The sequence below is a fragment of the Dictyoglomus sp. genome (assembly GCF_049968615.1).
Lineage (GTDB): Bacteria > Dictyoglomota > Dictyoglomia > Dictyoglomales > Dictyoglomaceae > Dictyoglomus > Dictyoglomus turgidum.
The window spans coordinates 1-16634 of record NZ_JBMFQK010000003.1 but is presented as its reverse complement, the minus strand read 5'-3'; the positions used below and the strand labels follow the sequence as shown (position 1 = coordinate 16634).

The following is a 16634-nucleotide window of genomic DNA, read 5'->3' as shown; positions in this document are numbered from 1 at the left end:
TTAAGATCCCTCCATTTCTTTTAAATAAGAGGAAGAAAGATAGGGGAGAAGAAAAGAGATGGGAATAAGGGAAGTGGTTATTTTTAAGGGTAAACTCTCTTTTAATATAAAGGATAAAATTATAACCCCTAAGTTTCCTAGGAAGCTTATCATGTAGGCATTTTTAATTCTTCTGTAGAGAATTTCTTTTATTGTGGGAAGATAAATAAGAAATAAAAACTTTACTGCTATAGCATCTATTAAGAAAAGATAAAGTAGGATGACAAAAAGATCTATAAGAGATAGTACAAAACTCTCTTTTACCTTTTCCCTTGCTGAAAAATAGTACATGACTGAGCTATAAAGTATTGCAAAGATCATTAAGATTAATATTCTAAAATCATCAAAAAAAGCATTTGTTAGGAGATATATAGTCATGAACAAGAAGGTTAAAATTCTCAATCTACTTATTACTAAACTTTGCAAGATCTTATTCCTCCCCTTTATTTTTAAATTATAACATTATTCTTCCTCTTTTTGAACATTTACTAAGAGCTCAGAGGTTTCAGGTAAATATAGTTCATCTCTGTCATCGTCATATTCAAAGAGCTCTGCATATCTTCCCCAATCTATAAGTATATCTAGTTCTCTTTCTGCTTCCTGGGGTGAAAGGTGCTGTTTTAATAAATCTAAGAAGAAGGAACGTGGTACTTTATGATTTGATTTTGATTGTAAAACCTTTACAATTTGCTTTAGAAATGGTACTTTTTCTATAGCGAATTCTTTGAAAATCTCTTTTCTTTCTAAAACATCTGCTTCTGAAAATTTTTTACCTGCTTCTGTAAGGATTAAATCTCCTTCTTTGACTTCAGCAAAGCCTAATATCTCGCAAGCTTCAATGATAGGTAAGAGGTCTTCTACGTCCATAAGAAGTTCTTCTCCTAATTTATATATGTCAGCTTTTCCATCAAGGTCATTTACTAATTCTACAAGTCCGGTTATGGATCCAACACTTGCTTGAGGTATATGAAGAGGTCTCTTTTCTCTTGCTATAATTCTTTCTACAGGTTTTCCAGTTAATACTCCATATATTTCGTCTACGATATCCAAAAACTCCTGAGATTTTTTATCTCTCCAATGAGGTAGATCGATTCTAACTTCTTTTATTATCCTTCCTGGATCTTTGCTAAGAAGTATTATTCTGTCTGCCATATATACTGCCTCTTCAATGCTGTGAGTTACAAGAATTATAGCCTTTGTAGGAATTCTTTTTTCTATCCAGAGTTCTATTAAGTCATTTCTTAAGTTCTCAGCGGTTAAAACATCAAGAGCAGAAAAGGGCTCATCCAGTAGTAATATATCAGGCTCCATAACCAAGGCTCTTGCAAAACCAACCCTTTGTTTCATTCCTCCAGAAAGTTCTTTAGGATAGGCATTCTCAAAACCATCAAGACCAATAAGATCTATGGCTTTAATTGCTTTTTCTTTTCTTTCCTCTGGTGGTACTCCTTTTGCTTTAAGACCAAGTTCTACGTTCTCAAGTACTGTAAGCCATGGAAATAATGCAAAATTTTGAAAAACCATGGCAACTCCAGGATTTACCCCTTTTATCTCTTCACCCTTGTAATATACTTTCCCCTTGTTTGGTTTTAAAAGCCCAGCAATTACTCTTAAGATGGTAGATTTTCCAGAACCTGATGGTCCAAGTAGAGCGATAAAATCTCCTTCGTTTACTGTAAAGTTTATATTATCGAGTACTGTTATTTCTCCTTCAGGGAATGTAAAGCTAACAGTTATATGTTCAAGCCTTAAAAGCTCCATTATTATCCCTCCTTAAACTTTAAGATAATAACTCTTCGGATTTTTTAAATAGTCTTTTCCAGAATAATCTATTTATAGTGACCACCATAATAGCCATAACCAGGGTACTTGCTGCAAGAAGTGCGTTATCACCTTTGCTTGACGCTTCGGTAATAAGAGCTCCAAGCCCTTTTATTTTGTATATTTGATTTTGAAACTCTATATATTCGGAGACTATACTTGCATTAAAGGCTCCTCCCATAGCAGTGATACCGCCGGTCACAACAAAAGGCAAAATGGATGGAAGGATAAGTATTCTCCATCTATCTATTTTACTTAATTTTAATAATGCACTTATTTCTATGAGGTCATTGGGGATGGACATACCTCCTGCAATAGTATTAAAAAGTAAATACCATTGGGTACCCAAAAGCATTAATATAATGCTTGCTATATTTAACCCTCCTGGGAGATTTATAAGGTACATGACTATTACCGGGAAAATTGCTGTTGCTGGGACAGAGGCTACTATTTGAACTACAGGTTGGATTAATCTTGATAACTTTGGATTCATACCAATCCTTACCCCTAAGGGAAGAGTCCAGGAGAGGGCAATTAATACTGCAGTAGTAACTCTTAAAAGAGTGAGAAGGGCTGAATAAATTATGTTTTTCCACATAGGTAAGGGTAAGGTTATAATCAACCTTAAAAGTCCAATAAAGCCTCTTAATACTAAAGCGATCGTAATAAGAGAGATAAGGGTGATAAATAATTTCGAAACTATACTTGCTTTTCCTTCTTGAGTTCCTCTTTTGTTATAGTAAAGCACAAAAAAGTTTTCTAATTTTTCTCTTAACGGGAAAATAACCTTTTTATATAAAAAATCAAAAATGCGTGATCTTCTATACCATAAAAGTACTCTTGAAGAATAATATCCTTCTGCCTGAACATATTCTACTTTAAATTTTTGACTCCAGGCAAGAAGGGGTCTCCAAACTAATTGATCTAAGAGTACTATAACAGTAATTAAAGCAAATAGCCCATAAAATATCTTTAAAAGATCCCCTTTTAAAGCTGCGAAGGATAAATAGGATCCAAGTCCTGGCAGAACAAAGTTTTGATTAGTTAGAGTAAACATTTCGCATGCCATTAAAAAGAACCAGCCTCCAGCCCAAGACATCATACTATTCCAAATTAATCCGATAGCAGCATAAGGAAGCTCTAAATACCAAAATCTTTGCCAAGGATTTAGCTTAAGTAACGAGGCTGCTTCTCTTAGATCTTTTGGAATAGAAATTAGGGATTGATAAAAACTGAAGACCATGTTCCATACTTGTCCTGTAAAGATAAGAATTATAGAAGTAATTTCAAGTCCTAATTTTGAACCTGGAAACATAGCAATGACCGCCATAAATACTGGAGGAAGAAAAGAAAGTACTGGAATAGATTGTAATATATCAAGAAGGGGTATAAGAATTTTCTCAAGACTCTTTTTGTAAGCAGCAGTGTAAGCATAAACAATGGTAAAGACTAAAGAAATAAAGTATGCAAAAATCATTCTTAATAAAGAGAAAAGAGAATAAAGGGGAAGTTTTTGAGGAGATAAATCTAAACTAATTATTTCTGTAGGCTTTGAATATATGGTATTGAGGGAGGATATAGCATAGATAATACTCCCTATGAAGAGGAGTATTATTATATCTCCAAAGGAAAACCTCCTGTACTTTACTGGAGACCAGATTACCCTGGACATTTTCTCTGGCCTCCTTTAAATAAGGGAGAGAGCTTTCTTCTTTCCATGTTATTTTTTCTCCTTTCTTTTTATTCTTATAAACGAACAAGAAGTGTCTCGGGATAGTGTCCTCACTGCTACTCATATATCTTTCTCTCTCCCTCCCTTCCTTTTAATGTTTTTTTTGTTATAGCACTATAGACTTTTAGCGTCAATTAGAATTGAAAAAAATTAAATTAAAATGATATGATATTTAACAAAATTAACACCTTTTAGTAGGAGGCAAGACAAAAATGAGCAAATTATATGTCAGTTTTATATGGCATATGCATCAACCTTATTACAAAGATAATTCTGAGAATTTATCCATGTTTCCCTGGGTTAGACTTCATGGCATAAAGAATTATTACAATATGGTATCCATACTAAAGGAATTTCCCAAGATAAGACAGACTTTTAATTTGGTTCCAGGTTTGCTTTTACAAATAAAGGAATATTTAGAAGGAAAAACCACCGATTTGTGGTTGGAGAAAACCCTTAAAAGGGTTTCTGAATTAGATGACAAAGATAAGAAGTTTATTTTAGATAATTTTTTTCTCCTTAATAAGGAAAAAATGGGATTTATATTTCCACGCTTTAAAGAGCTTTATCATAAAAAAATAAACCGAGAAGAATATACCCCTCAAGATTTTTTAGATTTGCAAGTATTGTATAATCTTGCATGGTTTGATCCTGACTTAAGAAAAAGGGATTCTTTTTTAAATCATTTAGTAGGAAAGGGTAGAAATTTTACCGAGGAGGAAAAAAGAAAACTTATAGATAAGCAATTTGAGATATTAGGGAAGCTCTTTTCTCTTTATAAAACCTTACAGGAATCTGGACAAATTGAGATAATTTTTTCTCCCTTTTTTCATCCCATTATGCCTCTTTTAATAGATATTAATAGTGCTAAAGTGTCTACCCCAGAACTTCCTCTTCCCTTTGATTATTTTTCTTTTATAGAGGATGCTGAAAAGCAGCTTCTTCTTGGAAAGGATTATTACAAGGAGATATTTAATAGAGAATCTTTGGGGATATGGCCCTCAGAACAGGCGATAAGCCCTGAATTTATAAAGCTTATCTCAAAATTTGGTATTAAGTGGTTTGTGTCTGATGAAAAGGTTCTGTTTAAAAGTTTAGGGGAAAAAATAATAAGAGACAGAGAAGGATTTATAAGTGAACCAGAAGTTCTTTATAAGCCTTACAAGATAAATTTAGGAGGTAAAGAGGTATTTGGAGTTTTTAGAGATCAGTTTTTGTCAGATAGAATTGGCTTTGTATATATGAATTATTCTCCTGAAGATGGAGCTAAGGATTTATATTCTCGACTTTTAAAAATAAAAAAGAGTCTACCTCAAAATTTAGAATTTCTTGTAACCATTGCTTTGGATGGTGAAAATTGCTGGGAATACTATGATAATGATGGAAGAGAATTTTTAAGAAACCTTTATAGTTTGCTTTCTGATTCTGAAGAGATTGAAACCACAACGGTAAAAGACTTTATTGAAAAAACTCAAAACTTTGGAGAGCTTAATAATGTCTTTACTGGTTCTTGGATAAATGCGGATCTTACTACTTGGATTGGAGAGATCGAGGAAAATGTAGCATGGGAATATTTAACTATTACGAGAAAGCTTGTGGAGAAAAGGGAAGACCAAGTAGACTGGATAAGCCTTATGGCTGCAGAGGGTAGTGATTGGTTTTGGTGGTACGGGGATGATCAGGAATCAGGATATGACGAAATTTTTGATGATATCTTTAGAGCTCATTTGAAGAACGTATATAGATCTATTGGTAAAGATTATCCTTCATTTCTTGATTTTCCTATTGTTTTTAGAAATCCATTATGGAGGAATAGAAAATCCTTGATTTTTACCCCTCATATTGATGGAATTATAACTTCCGAAGATGAGTGGGCTCTTTCTTCTTTAAATCTATTGAGAAATAATAAGGGCAAATTGGTAACGGGATTGTATTTTGGATATGATTTTAAAAATCTTTATTTTCGGCTTGATTTAAAAGATAAAGCAATAAATTATCTTAGTGAGGATTATCGAATTTTTATCAATTTTTATTCAAAAGATAAAACTGATTATACTTTGAGTCTAAAATTAGAGAAAAACCCCACTGATAATGTTCTAATAGGGGTAAAAGATATAATTGAAATTGGTATTCCTTGGGAAAAATTTTCTGGATTTGATAGAAGGTCAAAGATTTATTTTGAAATTGAGTTATATAAAAATACTGAAAGAGTAGAAAAGCTTGAAGATGAAGAAAAATTCTTTTTTAGAATTCCTAATTTAATGGATGAAATTATCACAAAGCTATTCCTTTCAAAAAATCCTTCCCAAAAAGTTGAAATTTCAACTATACTTATCAGTAGAAAAAATTTATATAATCTTTACTCCAAGATAAATGTCACTCAGGATATTCTTCAAAGGGATTTTACGGAGGTAGAAAATAGGGATAAAATTTTAAAAGTCACAAAACATATATCTCTGAGGGAGCTTTTATTCCTGATTCAATCCATTAATGATCTTAGAGCTTTTGGTTTTTTAAATGGATATGTTCTTTATCCTATAGGAAAGGTTAGTAAAATAGATGGTATATATGTATTAGAACCTAAAAATATTTTGGTTAAATTTTTAGAAAAGTATGTGGAAAAAGAAAAATTAGTTATTCCTGTTGAGAAGAACAAATTTGGGAGAATAGAAATATATGGATTGGGGACGGGAATTTTTTAAGTGGAGAGGATACGAAGAGACAGTAAAGCTTCAAGAAGAGCTGAGTAAAAAGATAATTTTAGAAGATAAGTTTAAGGAGTTAAGATATATTGGAGGAGTAGATACTTCTTCCTTAGGGGAGAAGATAGTAGGGATAATCACTATACTGGTTTTTAAAACTTTGGAGCTTGTAGAAATTTCGGTAGCTCTTTCTGAGGTTAATTTTCCATATATTCCAGGTTTTTTGAGCTTTAGAGAAGGTCCGGTAATCTTAAGGGCTTGGGAAAAATTGAAGATTAAACCTGATCTTCTCATTTTTGATGGACAAGGTATAGCCCATCCTCGAAGATTAGGAATAGCATCTCACATAGGTTATGTTCTTGATGTTCCTTCTATTGGTTGTGCTAAGAATATACTTGTAGGGTTTTATAAAGAGCCAGATAAGAGAAAAGGCTCTTTTGAGTACATTTATCATAAGGGTGAAATTGTTGGGGCTGCTGTAAGAACCAAAGATAATGTAAAACCCGTATTTGTATCCTTAGGACATAAGATTTCTTTAAATACCTCTATCGATATTATTCTAAAAACCTCTACAAAGTATAGAATACCAGAGCCTGTTAGGTTAGCCCATCTTTATAGTAAAAGAATGTTAAATTCGGAAATAGAAGGAGAGCCTTTTTAGCGTTTCAAGTTCTTCTCTTCTTCCTAATTTTGCATTTTTAATTGCTCTTTCTAATATCTCAATGGTTTTGTCGTAATTTTTTTTATCTACTGGGTATGGGTGTCCATCTTTTCCACCATGAGCAAAAGAGAATCTTGCGGGGTCTTTAATACTTGCTGGAGTATCATAAACTAATTCACTTATCAGGGTTAAAGCTCTCAGAGTTTTTGCTCCTACTCCTTCTTTAAGAAGAACTTCCTGAAAATCCTTTGGTGGAGCCTCGTAGGTTTTTAACAAAATTTTTTTTAGGTTTTCAGATTTTATTTCTTTAGGGGTTATGGGATGATAAGAAGGAAGTTTCAGAGAAACTTTATTCCATAGGCTTATTACTTTATTGGGGTCTTCTTTCATAAGAGTTGTAATAATTTCTTGAGTTTGTTTACTTTCTTTTGCTACTAAGTTTACAACATAGTCCTCAAATTTCTGAGTAATTATTCCTTTGTGAGGCTCTTCTGTAAAGCTTTTTAGCTCCTCCCCAAGCCAATGATACCTTCTTGCAAAGTTATTTTTATTATTCATGCCTTGTTGTATGACACACCAAGTTCCTTTCTTTGTGAAAATTAAAAGATGGTGATATAACTGGTATCCATCTTGAATAGCGTTATTATCCACCCTTGCTACAATTCTACTTATAAAAATCCACTTTTGAGGATCAAAACCCTCCTTTTCCGCTAATTTTGTTATCTCTTCAGGGGTATTAAGAGCAGTTTTACCTTTTCCTCCTACAATATAAAGTCCTATTTCATGGGACAGCTCTCCTAACCCCTCTTTAAGGGCGGCACCAGTAGTGGTAGTAAGACCACTTGAGTGCCAGTCAAAACCGAGAATACACCCTAAGGCCTGAAACCAAAAAGGATCTGATAATTTTCTTAAGAATTCATCTGTTCTGTTTTCTATGGCAAAAATAAGAATGATCTCTCTTGCAAGCTTTTTCATTCTCTGAAAAAGCCAGGCAGGAGCTTTTCCTGAATGAAGAGGCAATTCTGCAATTTCTCTTTTGAACATAATCAATTATAATTATAGCTGAAATATTTAGTAAAAAGAAGAAGGGAGAAAATTATATGAAAAAAAGAACAGTTCTTTTCTTTATTGTTTTTACAGTTTTATTAGTTATAACCATGTTTTCTCTCTTTTCCTTCGGGAAAGGAAATTTAAGTAAGTTTCCTCGTGGAAAACTTTTAATAACTCAAGAAGGAAGATCTCTACAAATACCTATTGAAATAGCAGATAAGGAGGAATTGTGGACATTGGGGCTTATGTATAGAAAAAGTATTCCGTGGGAATATGGAATGCTTTTTGTATTTCCTTATGATACAAATGCTGGATTTTGGATGAAAAATACCTATGTACCCTTAGATATAGCCTTTATATCAGCAGACGGAATTATTTTTAATATACAAAGAATGGAGCCGTGTAAAGATCAGGAGAATTGTCCTGTTTATTACAGCCCTAAACCTTATAGATATGCTTTAGAGGTAAAGGCTGGATTTTTTGAAAAGTATGGTTTTTCTTTGGGAGCAAAAATCAAGTATTGGAAAGATGGTAATTGACTTTTAAATTAAAATTTTCTATGCTTTAAGAGATATTTTTGAGATTTTTAGAAGGGAGGTTTAGAAATGAGTGCACCAAAAGTAGACAGAGATCTTTGTATTGGATGTGGAGTTTGTGCTTCCTTATGTCCTGATGTATTTGAAATTGATGAGGAAGGAAAAGCAATAGTAAGAGAGGGAGCAGACTGTGAATCTGCAGGATGCTGTCAAGACGCTGCAGATTCTTGTCCAGTAGGAGCTATAACTCTCTGAAATTTAAACTTAAAATTAATTTAAAGGAGGGAGGGAAATTTTTCCTCCCTCCTATTTGATTTTGGGGGTAATAAAAGGTGATATCTAAAAGTGCGTTGGAAGAAATTCTTGACATTTCTTTAAGCAAAGGTGGGGATTTCTCAGAACTATTTTTTGAGGTAAATAATTCTCTTTATTTCTATTTTGATGATAATAGATTGGAAGAAGCAGTAGTAGGAGAAGATATAGGCGTAGGACTTAGAGTTATTTTGGGGGATAGAACTTTTTATGGTTATACTACTGACGTATCTTTATTGGGATTAAGAAAACTAGCTCAAAATTTGGCTGAAGCTGTATTCTTAAGAGATCAGAATATAAAAGTTGTTTTATCGGATAAAAAGGAGTATGGAATAAGACCCTTGAAGGATAAGGGAAGTTTTGAGATAAAAGAAGTATATGATATTTTGAGAATGATGAATGAAAAGGCAAGGAGTTATGATTCAAGAATAGTACAATTTACCTCGGTGATAAGGACTGTGGATCAGAAGGTTCTTATTGCAAATACAGATGGGGATTGGGTTGAGGATAGGAGAGTAAGAACTGTGGTATATGGACTTTCTGTCGGATCTTATAATGGGGTTATTCAAACAGGCTATGAATCCATAGCAGGAATGGTAGGTTGGGAGTTATTTACCGAAGAGGTTATTAACAAAATTCCTTATGAGGCCTCAAGAAGAGCTATTTTGCTTCTTGAGGCAAAAGAAGCGCCAGCAGGTGTCATGCCTGTAGTTATATCTTCTAAGGCTGGTGGTGTTTTAATACACGAAGCGGTAGGACATGGTCTTGAAGCAGATTTGGTAGATAAAGAAGTTTCGGTTTATAAGGACAAAATTGGAGAAAAGGTGGCTTCAGAGCTTGTTACTATGGTAGATGCGGGAGTACTTGAGGGAATGTATGGATCTTCAGGTGTAGATGATGAGGGAGTTAAGACTAATTATAATGTTTTAATCGATAGGGGTGTTTTAAAAGGGTATATGCATTCAAGGATTACTGCGAAAAAATTTAATGTGCCTCCTTCTGGTAATGGAAGAAGACAAAATTTTCGTTATCCTCCTATTCCTCGAATGACTAATACTTTTATTTTGCCTGGAGAAAGTAAATTGGAGGACATGTTACAGAGATTAGAAAAAGGGATATATGTAGTAAAAATGGGAGGGGGTCAAGTAGATACGACTTCTGGAGACTTTGTTTTTGCGATAGAAGAAGGGTATTTTGTTCTCAATGGGGAGATTAAATATCCTATAAGGGGAGCCACATTAATAGGAAATGGACCTAAGGTTCTTGAAAAGATTGAGATGGTAGGGAATGATATTGGTTTTGCACCTGGGACTTGTGGCAAGGATGGGCAAGGAGTGCCTGTAACTGATGGTATGCCTACCATACTCATATCAGAGATTACTATTGGTGGCACTGAGAAGGGAGAGTAATCTTTATGAATGTGGGTTATTTGTTTAGGTTTATTGAGAGTTTAAAAAAACAGAAGATAGACTGTGAGGTATTTTTTCAGGAAAAAGAGAAAAGCACTTTGATAATTTCAAGACAGGAAGTAGAAAATTATCAAACTTCCAAGGAATACGGGATTGGTGTGAGGGTTATAAAAGAGGGAAAACATGGTTTTGCTTATACTACGAATTTGGAGGAATTAAATGAGATAATACAAAAAGCGATAGAGGTTTCTCAAATAATGGAGGAGGATAGAAATTGGCAATTCTCTAAGGAGTTGATTTTGAAAGATACCAAATGTTACCCTGAAGAACCCTCTCTTCAAGAAAAAATAAGTAGGTTATTGGAATTAGAAAGAGAAATTTATTCAAAAGACAAAAGGATTAAAACTGTAAGGAATGTGGTTTGGGAAAAAACTCATGAGAACAATAAAATATTGAGTACTACAGGTTTATTCTTAGAGTATAATCAGCAATATCAGTATGTTTATACGGAAGTTGGGGCTTCTGATGGGATAAATGAGAGAAGTGGTTTTGATTTTGATGTGGCAAGAAGTTGGCAAGAGCTTGAATTGGATAAATTAGTGGATAAGGTAGTATGGCAAGCTACAAGTTTGTTAGGAGCCTCACCTAAGAGAACTCAGAGTGTAGATATAATTCTTCCTATGGAGCGGGCTGGAGAGTTCCTTGAACTTATATCAGAATTATTTTCTGCTGATAATGTACAAAAGGGAAAATCCATATTAAAGGGGTTTTTGGGAGAGAGAGTAGCTTCTTCGGTTTTGAATATTATAGAAGATCCCTTTTGTGGAGAAGCTTTAGTTCCAAGGGCTTTTGATGATGAGGGAATGAAAACCTGTCGTAAATACTTTGTGAGAAATGGTATCTTAGAAAATTATGCTTATAACATTTATACCGCAAATAAAGAGGGTAAAATTTCTACAGGAAATGGAGTTAGGGGATCATTTAAAGCTTTGCCTCAGGTAGGATATTTCAATTTGTATATTGAGCCTGGGGAAAAGAGTGAGAGGGAACTTATAGAATCAGTAAGAAACGGTGTTTATGTGATCTCTTTAATGGGACTTCATCTTGCTGATACTATTTCTGGGGATTTTTCTTTGGGGATTGAGGGTTTGTGGATAAGGAATGGAGAATTTTTAGACCCTGTAGCAGAAATGACCATTTCAGGCAATTTAAAAGATTTTCTAAAAAATATTTCTGGAATTGGGAATAAATTAAATTTTAAGGGGAATATAAATTCTCCTATGTTAAAGCTTGAAGATATTATCTTAGCAGGAAAATAGTTTAAAGGGAGGAATTGTTTATGTTAAGGATGTTTTCTTCTCAAGATTTACTTGAAATGGCAATGCATATTGAAGAGGAGGGAGAGAGATTTTATAAACTAATGGAATCAAAAGTAGAGGATGAAAACTTGAAAAGACTATTTAATTATCTTGCTGTGGAAGAACAGAGGCATGCTTTAACCTTTAAAGAGATTTACTCCCAAATAGAAAAAGAAGGTTTTATCTCTGCTTATCCCGACGAAGAAGCTAACAAATATCTACACGCTTTTGTGGATTCTCAGGTCTTTATTGACTGGGATAAACTTTCATCAAGGACTGTGTGGAATTTGATGGAAGTTTTAGACCTTGCTATAGGTTTAGAGAAGGATTCTATTCTCTTTTATTATGAGATGGAAAAATATATTCCTGAGAAGGATAAGGTAGTCCTTCATGAGATTATTAAACAGGAAAAAGCACACCTTTCTCAACTTACTGAATTTAAAAAAGGAATAAAGAATTAAGTTTTTAACTTAAAAAGAAATTCTTGAGAAAGTTCTCCTTTAAATACTTCTTCTGCAGGTCCAACAAGGTTTACGGACCAATCAGGATTAATTTTTACATGTAATACCCCACCTGGCATTATTACCTCAACTTGATTATTTACTAATCCTTTCTTATATGACGCTGAGGCGGCTGCGCAGGAACTACTTCCTGAAGCAAGGGTATATCCTGCTCCTCTTTCCCATATTCTTATTTCTATTTTATCTGGACTTAAGACTTTTACCATTTGTACATTTATTCTGTTGGGAAACATCGGATGATTTTCTATTTTGGGACCTAAGGATTTAATTTTTTCTTCATTAATTTCATCCACAAAGAATACACAATGAGGATTTCCAATAGAAAGACAGGTAACTTTTATTGTCTCATCATTAATTTTTAATTCTTCATCTATTATCTCTCTTTCTGAGCCTAAAACAGGAATTTCGGAGCTTTTAAAAGTTATTTTTCCCATTTCAACCTCAATACTTTTTGCTCTTCCTTTTTGTTCTTCTACTATAGAGACTTTGACCTTTCCTCCAAGGGTATATATATAGAATTCTTTTTCTGTAGTATATCTGTAATCGTATATATACTTTGCCAGTATCCTTATGCCGTTTCCACTTTTTTCAGCCTCACTCCCATCTGGATTAAATATTCTTACTTTAAATTCCTGATTGTTTATTTTTTCAAGGATAAGTATTCCATCAGAACCAATTCCATAATTTCTATCGCATATAAGACGTACATTTTTCTCAGTTAAGGGAAAGTTTATTTTTTCTTTATCAAATACAATATAATCATTTCCAAGACCATGGCTTTTTATAAACTCCATAACTTACCTCCTATTTGTAGTTTTTTAAACTTAAAATACAACTTTATTTTTACCATATTCTTTTGCTTTGTAAAGATTTTTGTCTGCTCTTTGAATTAAAGAATCAATACTTTCATTGTTTTCTATATTTGCAACTCCAACACTAACAGTTATTTTCTCGTCTATTCCAAAGTTTGCTTCTTCAATTTTCCTGCGAAAAGCTTCTGCAACAAGGGTTGCATTTTGGAGATTGGTTTCTGGAAGGAGAATTAGAAATTCTTCTCCTCCCCATCGGGAAGCAATATCGGATTTTCTTATATTCTCTCTTATAATTTTCGAAATTTTTTCAAGAACCATATCTCCTATTAAATGTCCATAGGTGTCATTTATTTTCTTAAAATCATCAATATCTATTATGATTATAGAGAAAGGACGATTATATCTTTCCCAAATATAAAGGCATTTTTCTAATTCTTGATCCATTTTACGTCTGTTGTAAAGACCAGTTAAATCATCTTTTATTGACAATTCCTCAAGTTTTCTGTTAAGGTTTGACAACTCTAAATTCTTTTTATACATTTCCTTTTCAGTTATCCCTTCTATCTCTTTTGCTATACTTCTAATTTCATTATCAGGATACTTATAAACATCCTTTTCATAAGTTTGATTCAAAATATTTTCTATTCTTTGTTTTAAGTGCTCTACAGGTTATATGACTTTGTTTATAGTAATTCTATTTACAATAACTCCTAAGATAATCGAAAGCAATAGAGCAAAAAATAAAGGAGGAATTATTCTTCTTAAAACATTATCCATGACTTCTGATTTATTAACAACTGTGATAATAGTCCAATTGAGATCGTTAAGCTTTGTGTAATAGGCTAATTTTTGTATGTTATCAAAGGTATATTCAAATTCTCCTTTAGTTTCATTTAAGTTTGGAATAGGAGTAATTAGATCTTTTAATTTTTTGAAAAGGAAATTTGTGTTAGGATGGAAAATTATCTCTTCATAGTTATTTACAATATAACTATATAAGGAGTTATATTGGCTTTTTTGAGTATTTAATAATTGGTTTATCTTATCAATATGAGTATCCACAGCAATGACTCCTACTATTTTATTATCATCATATAGAGCTTCACTCAAGGAGATAAGCCATTCTCCTGTTTTTGCTTCAGTGTACGTTAGACCCTTTGATATATCAGGAGCGCTTTCAACTGCTGCTAAATACCAAGGTCTTATCATAGCTACATATCCTGGAGGAGGAGTATAGTTATATATAATCAAAGTGTTAGTAAAATAACCGGAGTATAGGTAGTTTATATCCGGATCTTGCCTTTCGAAAAGGTGATAGAGCCTTGCTAATTCTTCTCTCTCTACTACTGAGCTTATATCCTTTTCTAACTTTTTCAAGCTCACTTAAAAAATCAATCACTATTTGGAATTTTTTAAAATACCCATTTATGGAATTTGCTATCGCTTCATTTTCAAGTCTTAATATCGTTTTTACATTGTTCGTTTCATTTTGATACAAAAGGTAACCTAAAGAAATTCCCAAGAGAATCGTTATAAAAAGATTTACTAAAATAATACTAATATTAAATTCTCTTTTGAGGCTTTTCTTCATAATTAACATTTAATTATAACTTTAAATTATACGAACGTCAAACGTTTTCAAATTGTGGTAAAATTATGAAAGGGATAAACTTTTGCCAGAAAGGAGAAAATAATATGCTTTTTGGAGAACTTGCTCAATATTTTGAAAAAATAGAGAAAACTACTAAAAGAAATGAGATGATGGAGATTCTTGCTGATCTTTTTAAGAGAGTTGATAAAGAGGAAATTGAAAAGATCATTTATTTGTTAAATGGTAGAGTTGCACCTGATTATGAAAAGATTGAGTTTGGAATGTCTGAGAAGTTAGTTTTAAGAGCCATGGCTTTAGCTTTAAAAGTTCCTATATTTGACCTTGAGAAAGTGTATAAAGAAGTGGGGGATTTAGGGGAATTAATAATCAAGTATTCCCAAAATGAGGGAAAGGACTTAACAGTGGTTGAGACCTTTAACACTCTGTTTGAAATTGCAAATTTGTCTGGAGAGGGAAGTGTGGATGCTAAAGTAAACAGACTTGCTTTTTTGATAAACTCTTTGACTCCTCAAGGTGGGAAGTATTTGGTGAGAATTGTTTTAGGAAAATTAAGGCTTGGTGTTGGAGAGCCAACGGTTATGGATGCTCTATCTTTTGCAAAGGTGAAAGATAAGAGTTTAAGACCTTTCATTGAAAGAGCTTTTAATATTACTTCTGATTTGGGATATGTGGCAAAGGTTTTTTGGGAAGGGGGAATCGAAGCTTTAAAGAAGATTAAAGTAGAAGTAGGAAAACCTATAAGAATGGCTTTAGCAGAGAGGGTTTCAAAGGTAGAGGAAATTGTAAAGAGGTTAGGAAAATGTGCTATAGAGCCAAAATTTGACGGTTTTAGATGTCAGATTCATAAAAAAGAAAATAATGTGAGAATTTTTTCAAGAAACTTAGAGGACAACACCCACATGTTTCCTGATCTTGTGGAGGCTGTATTAAAGCAGTTTTCTGATAAAAATGTTATTATAGAAGGAGAGGCTATTTCGTATAATCCTGAAACAGGGGAGTTTTATCCTTTTCAGGTCACAGTGCAAAGAAAGAGAAAATACAATATCTCTGAAATGGTAGAACTTTATCCTTTACAGCTTTTTGCCTTTGATATTTTGTATCTGAATGGCGAAGACATTACTTCACTTCCTTATATAAGAAGAAGGCAAAAATTAGAAGAGGCTATCTCAGAAGGAGAAAAGATATTTGTTACAAAAAACATCATTACTAATGATCCTAAGGAAATTCAAGCCTTTTTTGAGGAATGTATTACCGAAGGATTAGAAGGCATAGTCGCAAAAAGATTAGATGCTCCTTATCAAGCAGGGATTAGAAATTTTAATTGGATTAAATTGAAGAGATCCTATCAAGGACATTTAGCGGATACTGTAGATTGTGTGATTTTGGGATATTTTAAAGGAAGGGGACATAGGGCTAAATTTGGTATAGGTGCTCTTCTTGTAGGAGTTTATGATGATGAAAGGGATCTCTTTAAAACCATAGCCAAGATAGGTACAGGACCAACCGAGGAAGAGTGGGTAAGATTTAGAGAAGTACTTGATGAAATAAAACTGGAGAGTAAGCCTAACAATGTAGAATCATTAATTGAACCTGATGTTTGGGTAGAACCAAAGTATGTAGTGGTTATTCAAGCAGATGAGATAACCAGAAGTCCTGTACATACTTGTGGTAGAGAATTAGATGGGTTAGGCTATGCTTTAAGATTTCCCAGGGTAATTGGTTTTGTAAGGGAAGATAAAGGTCCTTATGATGCTACTACCGTAAAAGAGATATTGGAAATGTTTAGGGGTCAGAAGAAAGAGAAGGTTGAGGAAGATTCTGATAATTTGTAGATCTAAATATTTATATTAAAAAAAGATCCCAATACCCTCTTGCAAAGTTAGAGGGGGATGTGGTAGAATTTAAAGCGCCCGATGGAAAGGGGCGGCTGAACCTTAGACAAAGGGAGAGAGAAGGAAGAAGGAGAAAGAGGAAAGGGAAGCGGTCGAGAGAAAAGAGCGAGGATTAAACCTTCCGAGGAGGAGGGTTATAGTTATTATAACCGGATGGAGGGTTTGATCCTGGCTCAG

The 16634-nt window shown here is 33.3% G+C and carries 15 protein-coding genes; 8 read left to right on the top strand and 7 right to left on the bottom strand.

Annotated features, from left to right (window positions below; translation table 11 throughout):
- From ACP5QL_RS03490 to ACP5QL_RS03480, 3 genes are read right to left on the bottom strand one after another with little or no spacing between them, the layout of a single operon-like run.
- The gene (locus tag ACP5QL_RS03490; RefSeq protein ID WP_012583134.1) at positions 1-465 is read right to left on the bottom strand and encodes a hypothetical protein; all 465 of its coding nucleotides are present in this window, start codon (positions 463-465) and stop codon (positions 1-3) included.
- A gap of 36 nt (positions 466-501) precedes the next feature.
- Complete coding sequence (locus ACP5QL_RS03485) at positions 502-1800, bottom strand: nitrate/sulfonate/bicarbonate ABC transporter ATP-binding protein (RefSeq protein ID WP_272995540.1); 1299 nt, start codon at positions 1798-1800, stop codon at positions 502-504.
- Between the two features lie 19 nt (positions 1801-1819).
- Entirely contained in the window at positions 1820-3532 is a 1713-nt protein-coding gene (locus ACP5QL_RS03480; protein WP_012583136.1) for an ABC transporter permease, read from the bottom strand.
- 272 nt (positions 3533-3804) lie between these two features.
- On the opposite strand from ACP5QL_RS03480, the gene ACP5QL_RS03475 reads away from it, so the two are divergent.
- The gene (locus ACP5QL_RS03475) at positions 3805-6294 is read left to right on the top strand and encodes a glycoside hydrolase family 57 protein (protein ID WP_012583137.1); all 2490 of its coding nucleotides are present in this window, start codon (positions 3805-3807) and stop codon (positions 6292-6294) included.
- Positions 6269-6955 (top strand): deoxyribonuclease V, encoded by a 687-nt coding sequence (gene nfi, locus ACP5QL_RS03470; RefSeq protein WP_012583138.1) that lies wholly within the window; start codon positions 6269-6271, stop codon positions 6953-6955. The genes ACP5QL_RS03475 and nfi overlap by 26 nt, the downstream gene beginning before the upstream one ends.
- On the opposite strand, the gene ACP5QL_RS03465 is transcribed toward nfi, so the two are convergent.
- Positions 6923-7999, bottom strand: coding sequence for a DUF763 domain-containing protein (locus ACP5QL_RS03465; protein ID WP_272995542.1), 1077 nt, complete (start codon positions 7997-7999; stop codon positions 6923-6925). The two genes, nfi and ACP5QL_RS03465, sit on opposite strands and share 33 nt — an antisense overlap.
- Before the next feature lie 56 nt (positions 8000-8055).
- Between ACP5QL_RS03465 and ACP5QL_RS03460 the strand changes: the two genes are divergently transcribed.
- The 5 genes from ACP5QL_RS03460 to ACP5QL_RS03440 all read left to right on the top strand — a co-directional run bounded on the left by ACP5QL_RS03460 (position 8056) and on the right by ACP5QL_RS03440 (position 12081).
- Positions 8056-8544 carry a DUF192 domain-containing protein gene (locus tag ACP5QL_RS03460; RefSeq protein WP_272995543.1) on the top strand — a complete coding sequence of 163 codons (489 nt, stop codon included), beginning with the start codon at positions 8056-8058 and terminating at the stop codon, positions 8542-8544.
- Positions 8545-8610: 66 nt separating this feature from the next.
- Positions 8611-8796, top strand: coding sequence for a ferredoxin (locus ACP5QL_RS03455; RefSeq protein ID WP_012583141.1), 186 nt, complete (start codon positions 8611-8613; stop codon positions 8794-8796).
- A gap of 77 nt (positions 8797-8873) precedes the next feature.
- Positions 8874-10262 (top strand): TldD/PmbA family protein, encoded by a 1389-nt coding sequence (locus ACP5QL_RS03450; protein WP_272995546.1) that lies wholly within the window; start codon positions 8874-8876, stop codon positions 10260-10262.
- Between the two features lie 5 nt (positions 10263-10267).
- Positions 10268-11581: a TldD/PmbA family protein gene (locus tag ACP5QL_RS03445; protein WP_272995548.1), complete on the top strand. Its 1314-nt coding sequence runs from the start codon at positions 10268-10270 to the stop codon at positions 11579-11581.
- Between the two features lie 20 nt (positions 11582-11601).
- On the top strand, positions 11602-12081 hold the full coding sequence (locus ACP5QL_RS03440; protein WP_428125421.1) for a ferritin-like domain-containing protein: 480 nt from the start codon (positions 11602-11604) through the stop codon (positions 12079-12081).
- On the opposite strand, the gene dapF is transcribed toward ACP5QL_RS03440, so the two are convergent.
- Genes dapF through ACP5QL_RS03425 form a run of 3 tightly spaced genes read right to left on the bottom strand, consistent with a single transcriptional unit; the run spans position 12078 to position 14330 of the window.
- Positions 12078-12935 carry a diaminopimelate epimerase gene (dapF, locus tag ACP5QL_RS03435; protein WP_012583145.1) on the bottom strand — a complete coding sequence of 286 codons (858 nt, stop codon included), beginning with the start codon at positions 12933-12935 and terminating at the stop codon, positions 12078-12080. The genes ACP5QL_RS03440 and dapF overlap by 4 nt on opposite strands.
- Before the next feature lie 30 nt (positions 12936-12965).
- A complete protein-coding gene (locus tag ACP5QL_RS03430) occupies positions 12966-13586 on the bottom strand; it encodes a GGDEF domain-containing protein (RefSeq protein ID WP_428125418.1) in 621 nt (206 codons plus the stop codon).
- Positions 13587-13622: 36 nt separating this feature from the next.
- The gene (locus ACP5QL_RS03425) at positions 13623-14330 is read right to left on the bottom strand and encodes a cache domain-containing protein (protein WP_428125416.1); all 708 of its coding nucleotides are present in this window, start codon (positions 14328-14330) and stop codon (positions 13623-13625) included.
- Between the two features lie 318 nt (positions 14331-14648).
- On the opposite strand from ACP5QL_RS03425, the gene ACP5QL_RS03420 reads away from it, so the two are divergent.
- Complete coding sequence (locus ACP5QL_RS03420; protein WP_428125413.1) at positions 14649-16397, top strand: ATP-dependent DNA ligase; 1749 nt, start codon at positions 14649-14651, stop codon at positions 16395-16397.
- The last annotated feature ends 237 nt before the right edge of the window (positions 16398-16634 follow it).

Coding starts and splice junctions, on each gene's coding strand:
- ACP5QL_RS03480 (WP_012583136.1), bottom strand. CDS start 3,532: ATGTCCAGGGTAATCTGGTCTCCAGTAAAGTACAGGAGGTTTTCCTTT.
- ACP5QL_RS03460 (WP_272995543.1), top strand. CDS start 8,056: ATGAAAAAAAGAACAGTTCTTTTCTTTATTGTTTTTACAGTTTTATTA.
- ACP5QL_RS03455 (WP_012583141.1), top strand. CDS start 8,611: ATGAGTGCACCAAAAGTAGACAGAGATCTTTGTATTGGATGTGGAGTT.
- ACP5QL_RS03465 (WP_272995542.1), bottom strand. CDS start 7,999: ATGTTCAAAAGAGAAATTGCAGAATTGCCTCTTCATTCAGGAAAAGCT.
- ACP5QL_RS03485 (WP_272995540.1), bottom strand. CDS start 1,800: ATGGAGCTTTTAAGGCTTGAACATATAACTGTTAGCTTTACATTCCCT.
- ACP5QL_RS03440 (WP_428125421.1), top strand. CDS start 11,602: ATGTTAAGGATGTTTTCTTCTCAAGATTTACTTGAAATGGCAATGCAT.
- ACP5QL_RS03445 (WP_272995548.1), top strand. CDS start 10,268: ATGAATGTGGGTTATTTGTTTAGGTTTATTGAGAGTTTAAAAAAACAG.
- ACP5QL_RS03475 (WP_012583137.1), top strand. CDS start 3,805: ATGAGCAAATTATATGTCAGTTTTATATGGCATATGCATCAACCTTAT.
- ACP5QL_RS03420 (WP_428125413.1), top strand. CDS start 14,649: ATGCTTTTTGGAGAACTTGCTCAATATTTTGAAAAAATAGAGAAAACT.
- nfi (WP_012583138.1), top strand. CDS start 6,269: ATGGATTGGGGACGGGAATTTTTTAAGTGGAGAGGATACGAAGAGACA.
- dapF (WP_012583145.1), bottom strand. CDS start 12,935: ATGGAGTTTATAAAAAGCCATGGTCTTGGAAATGATTATATTGTATTT.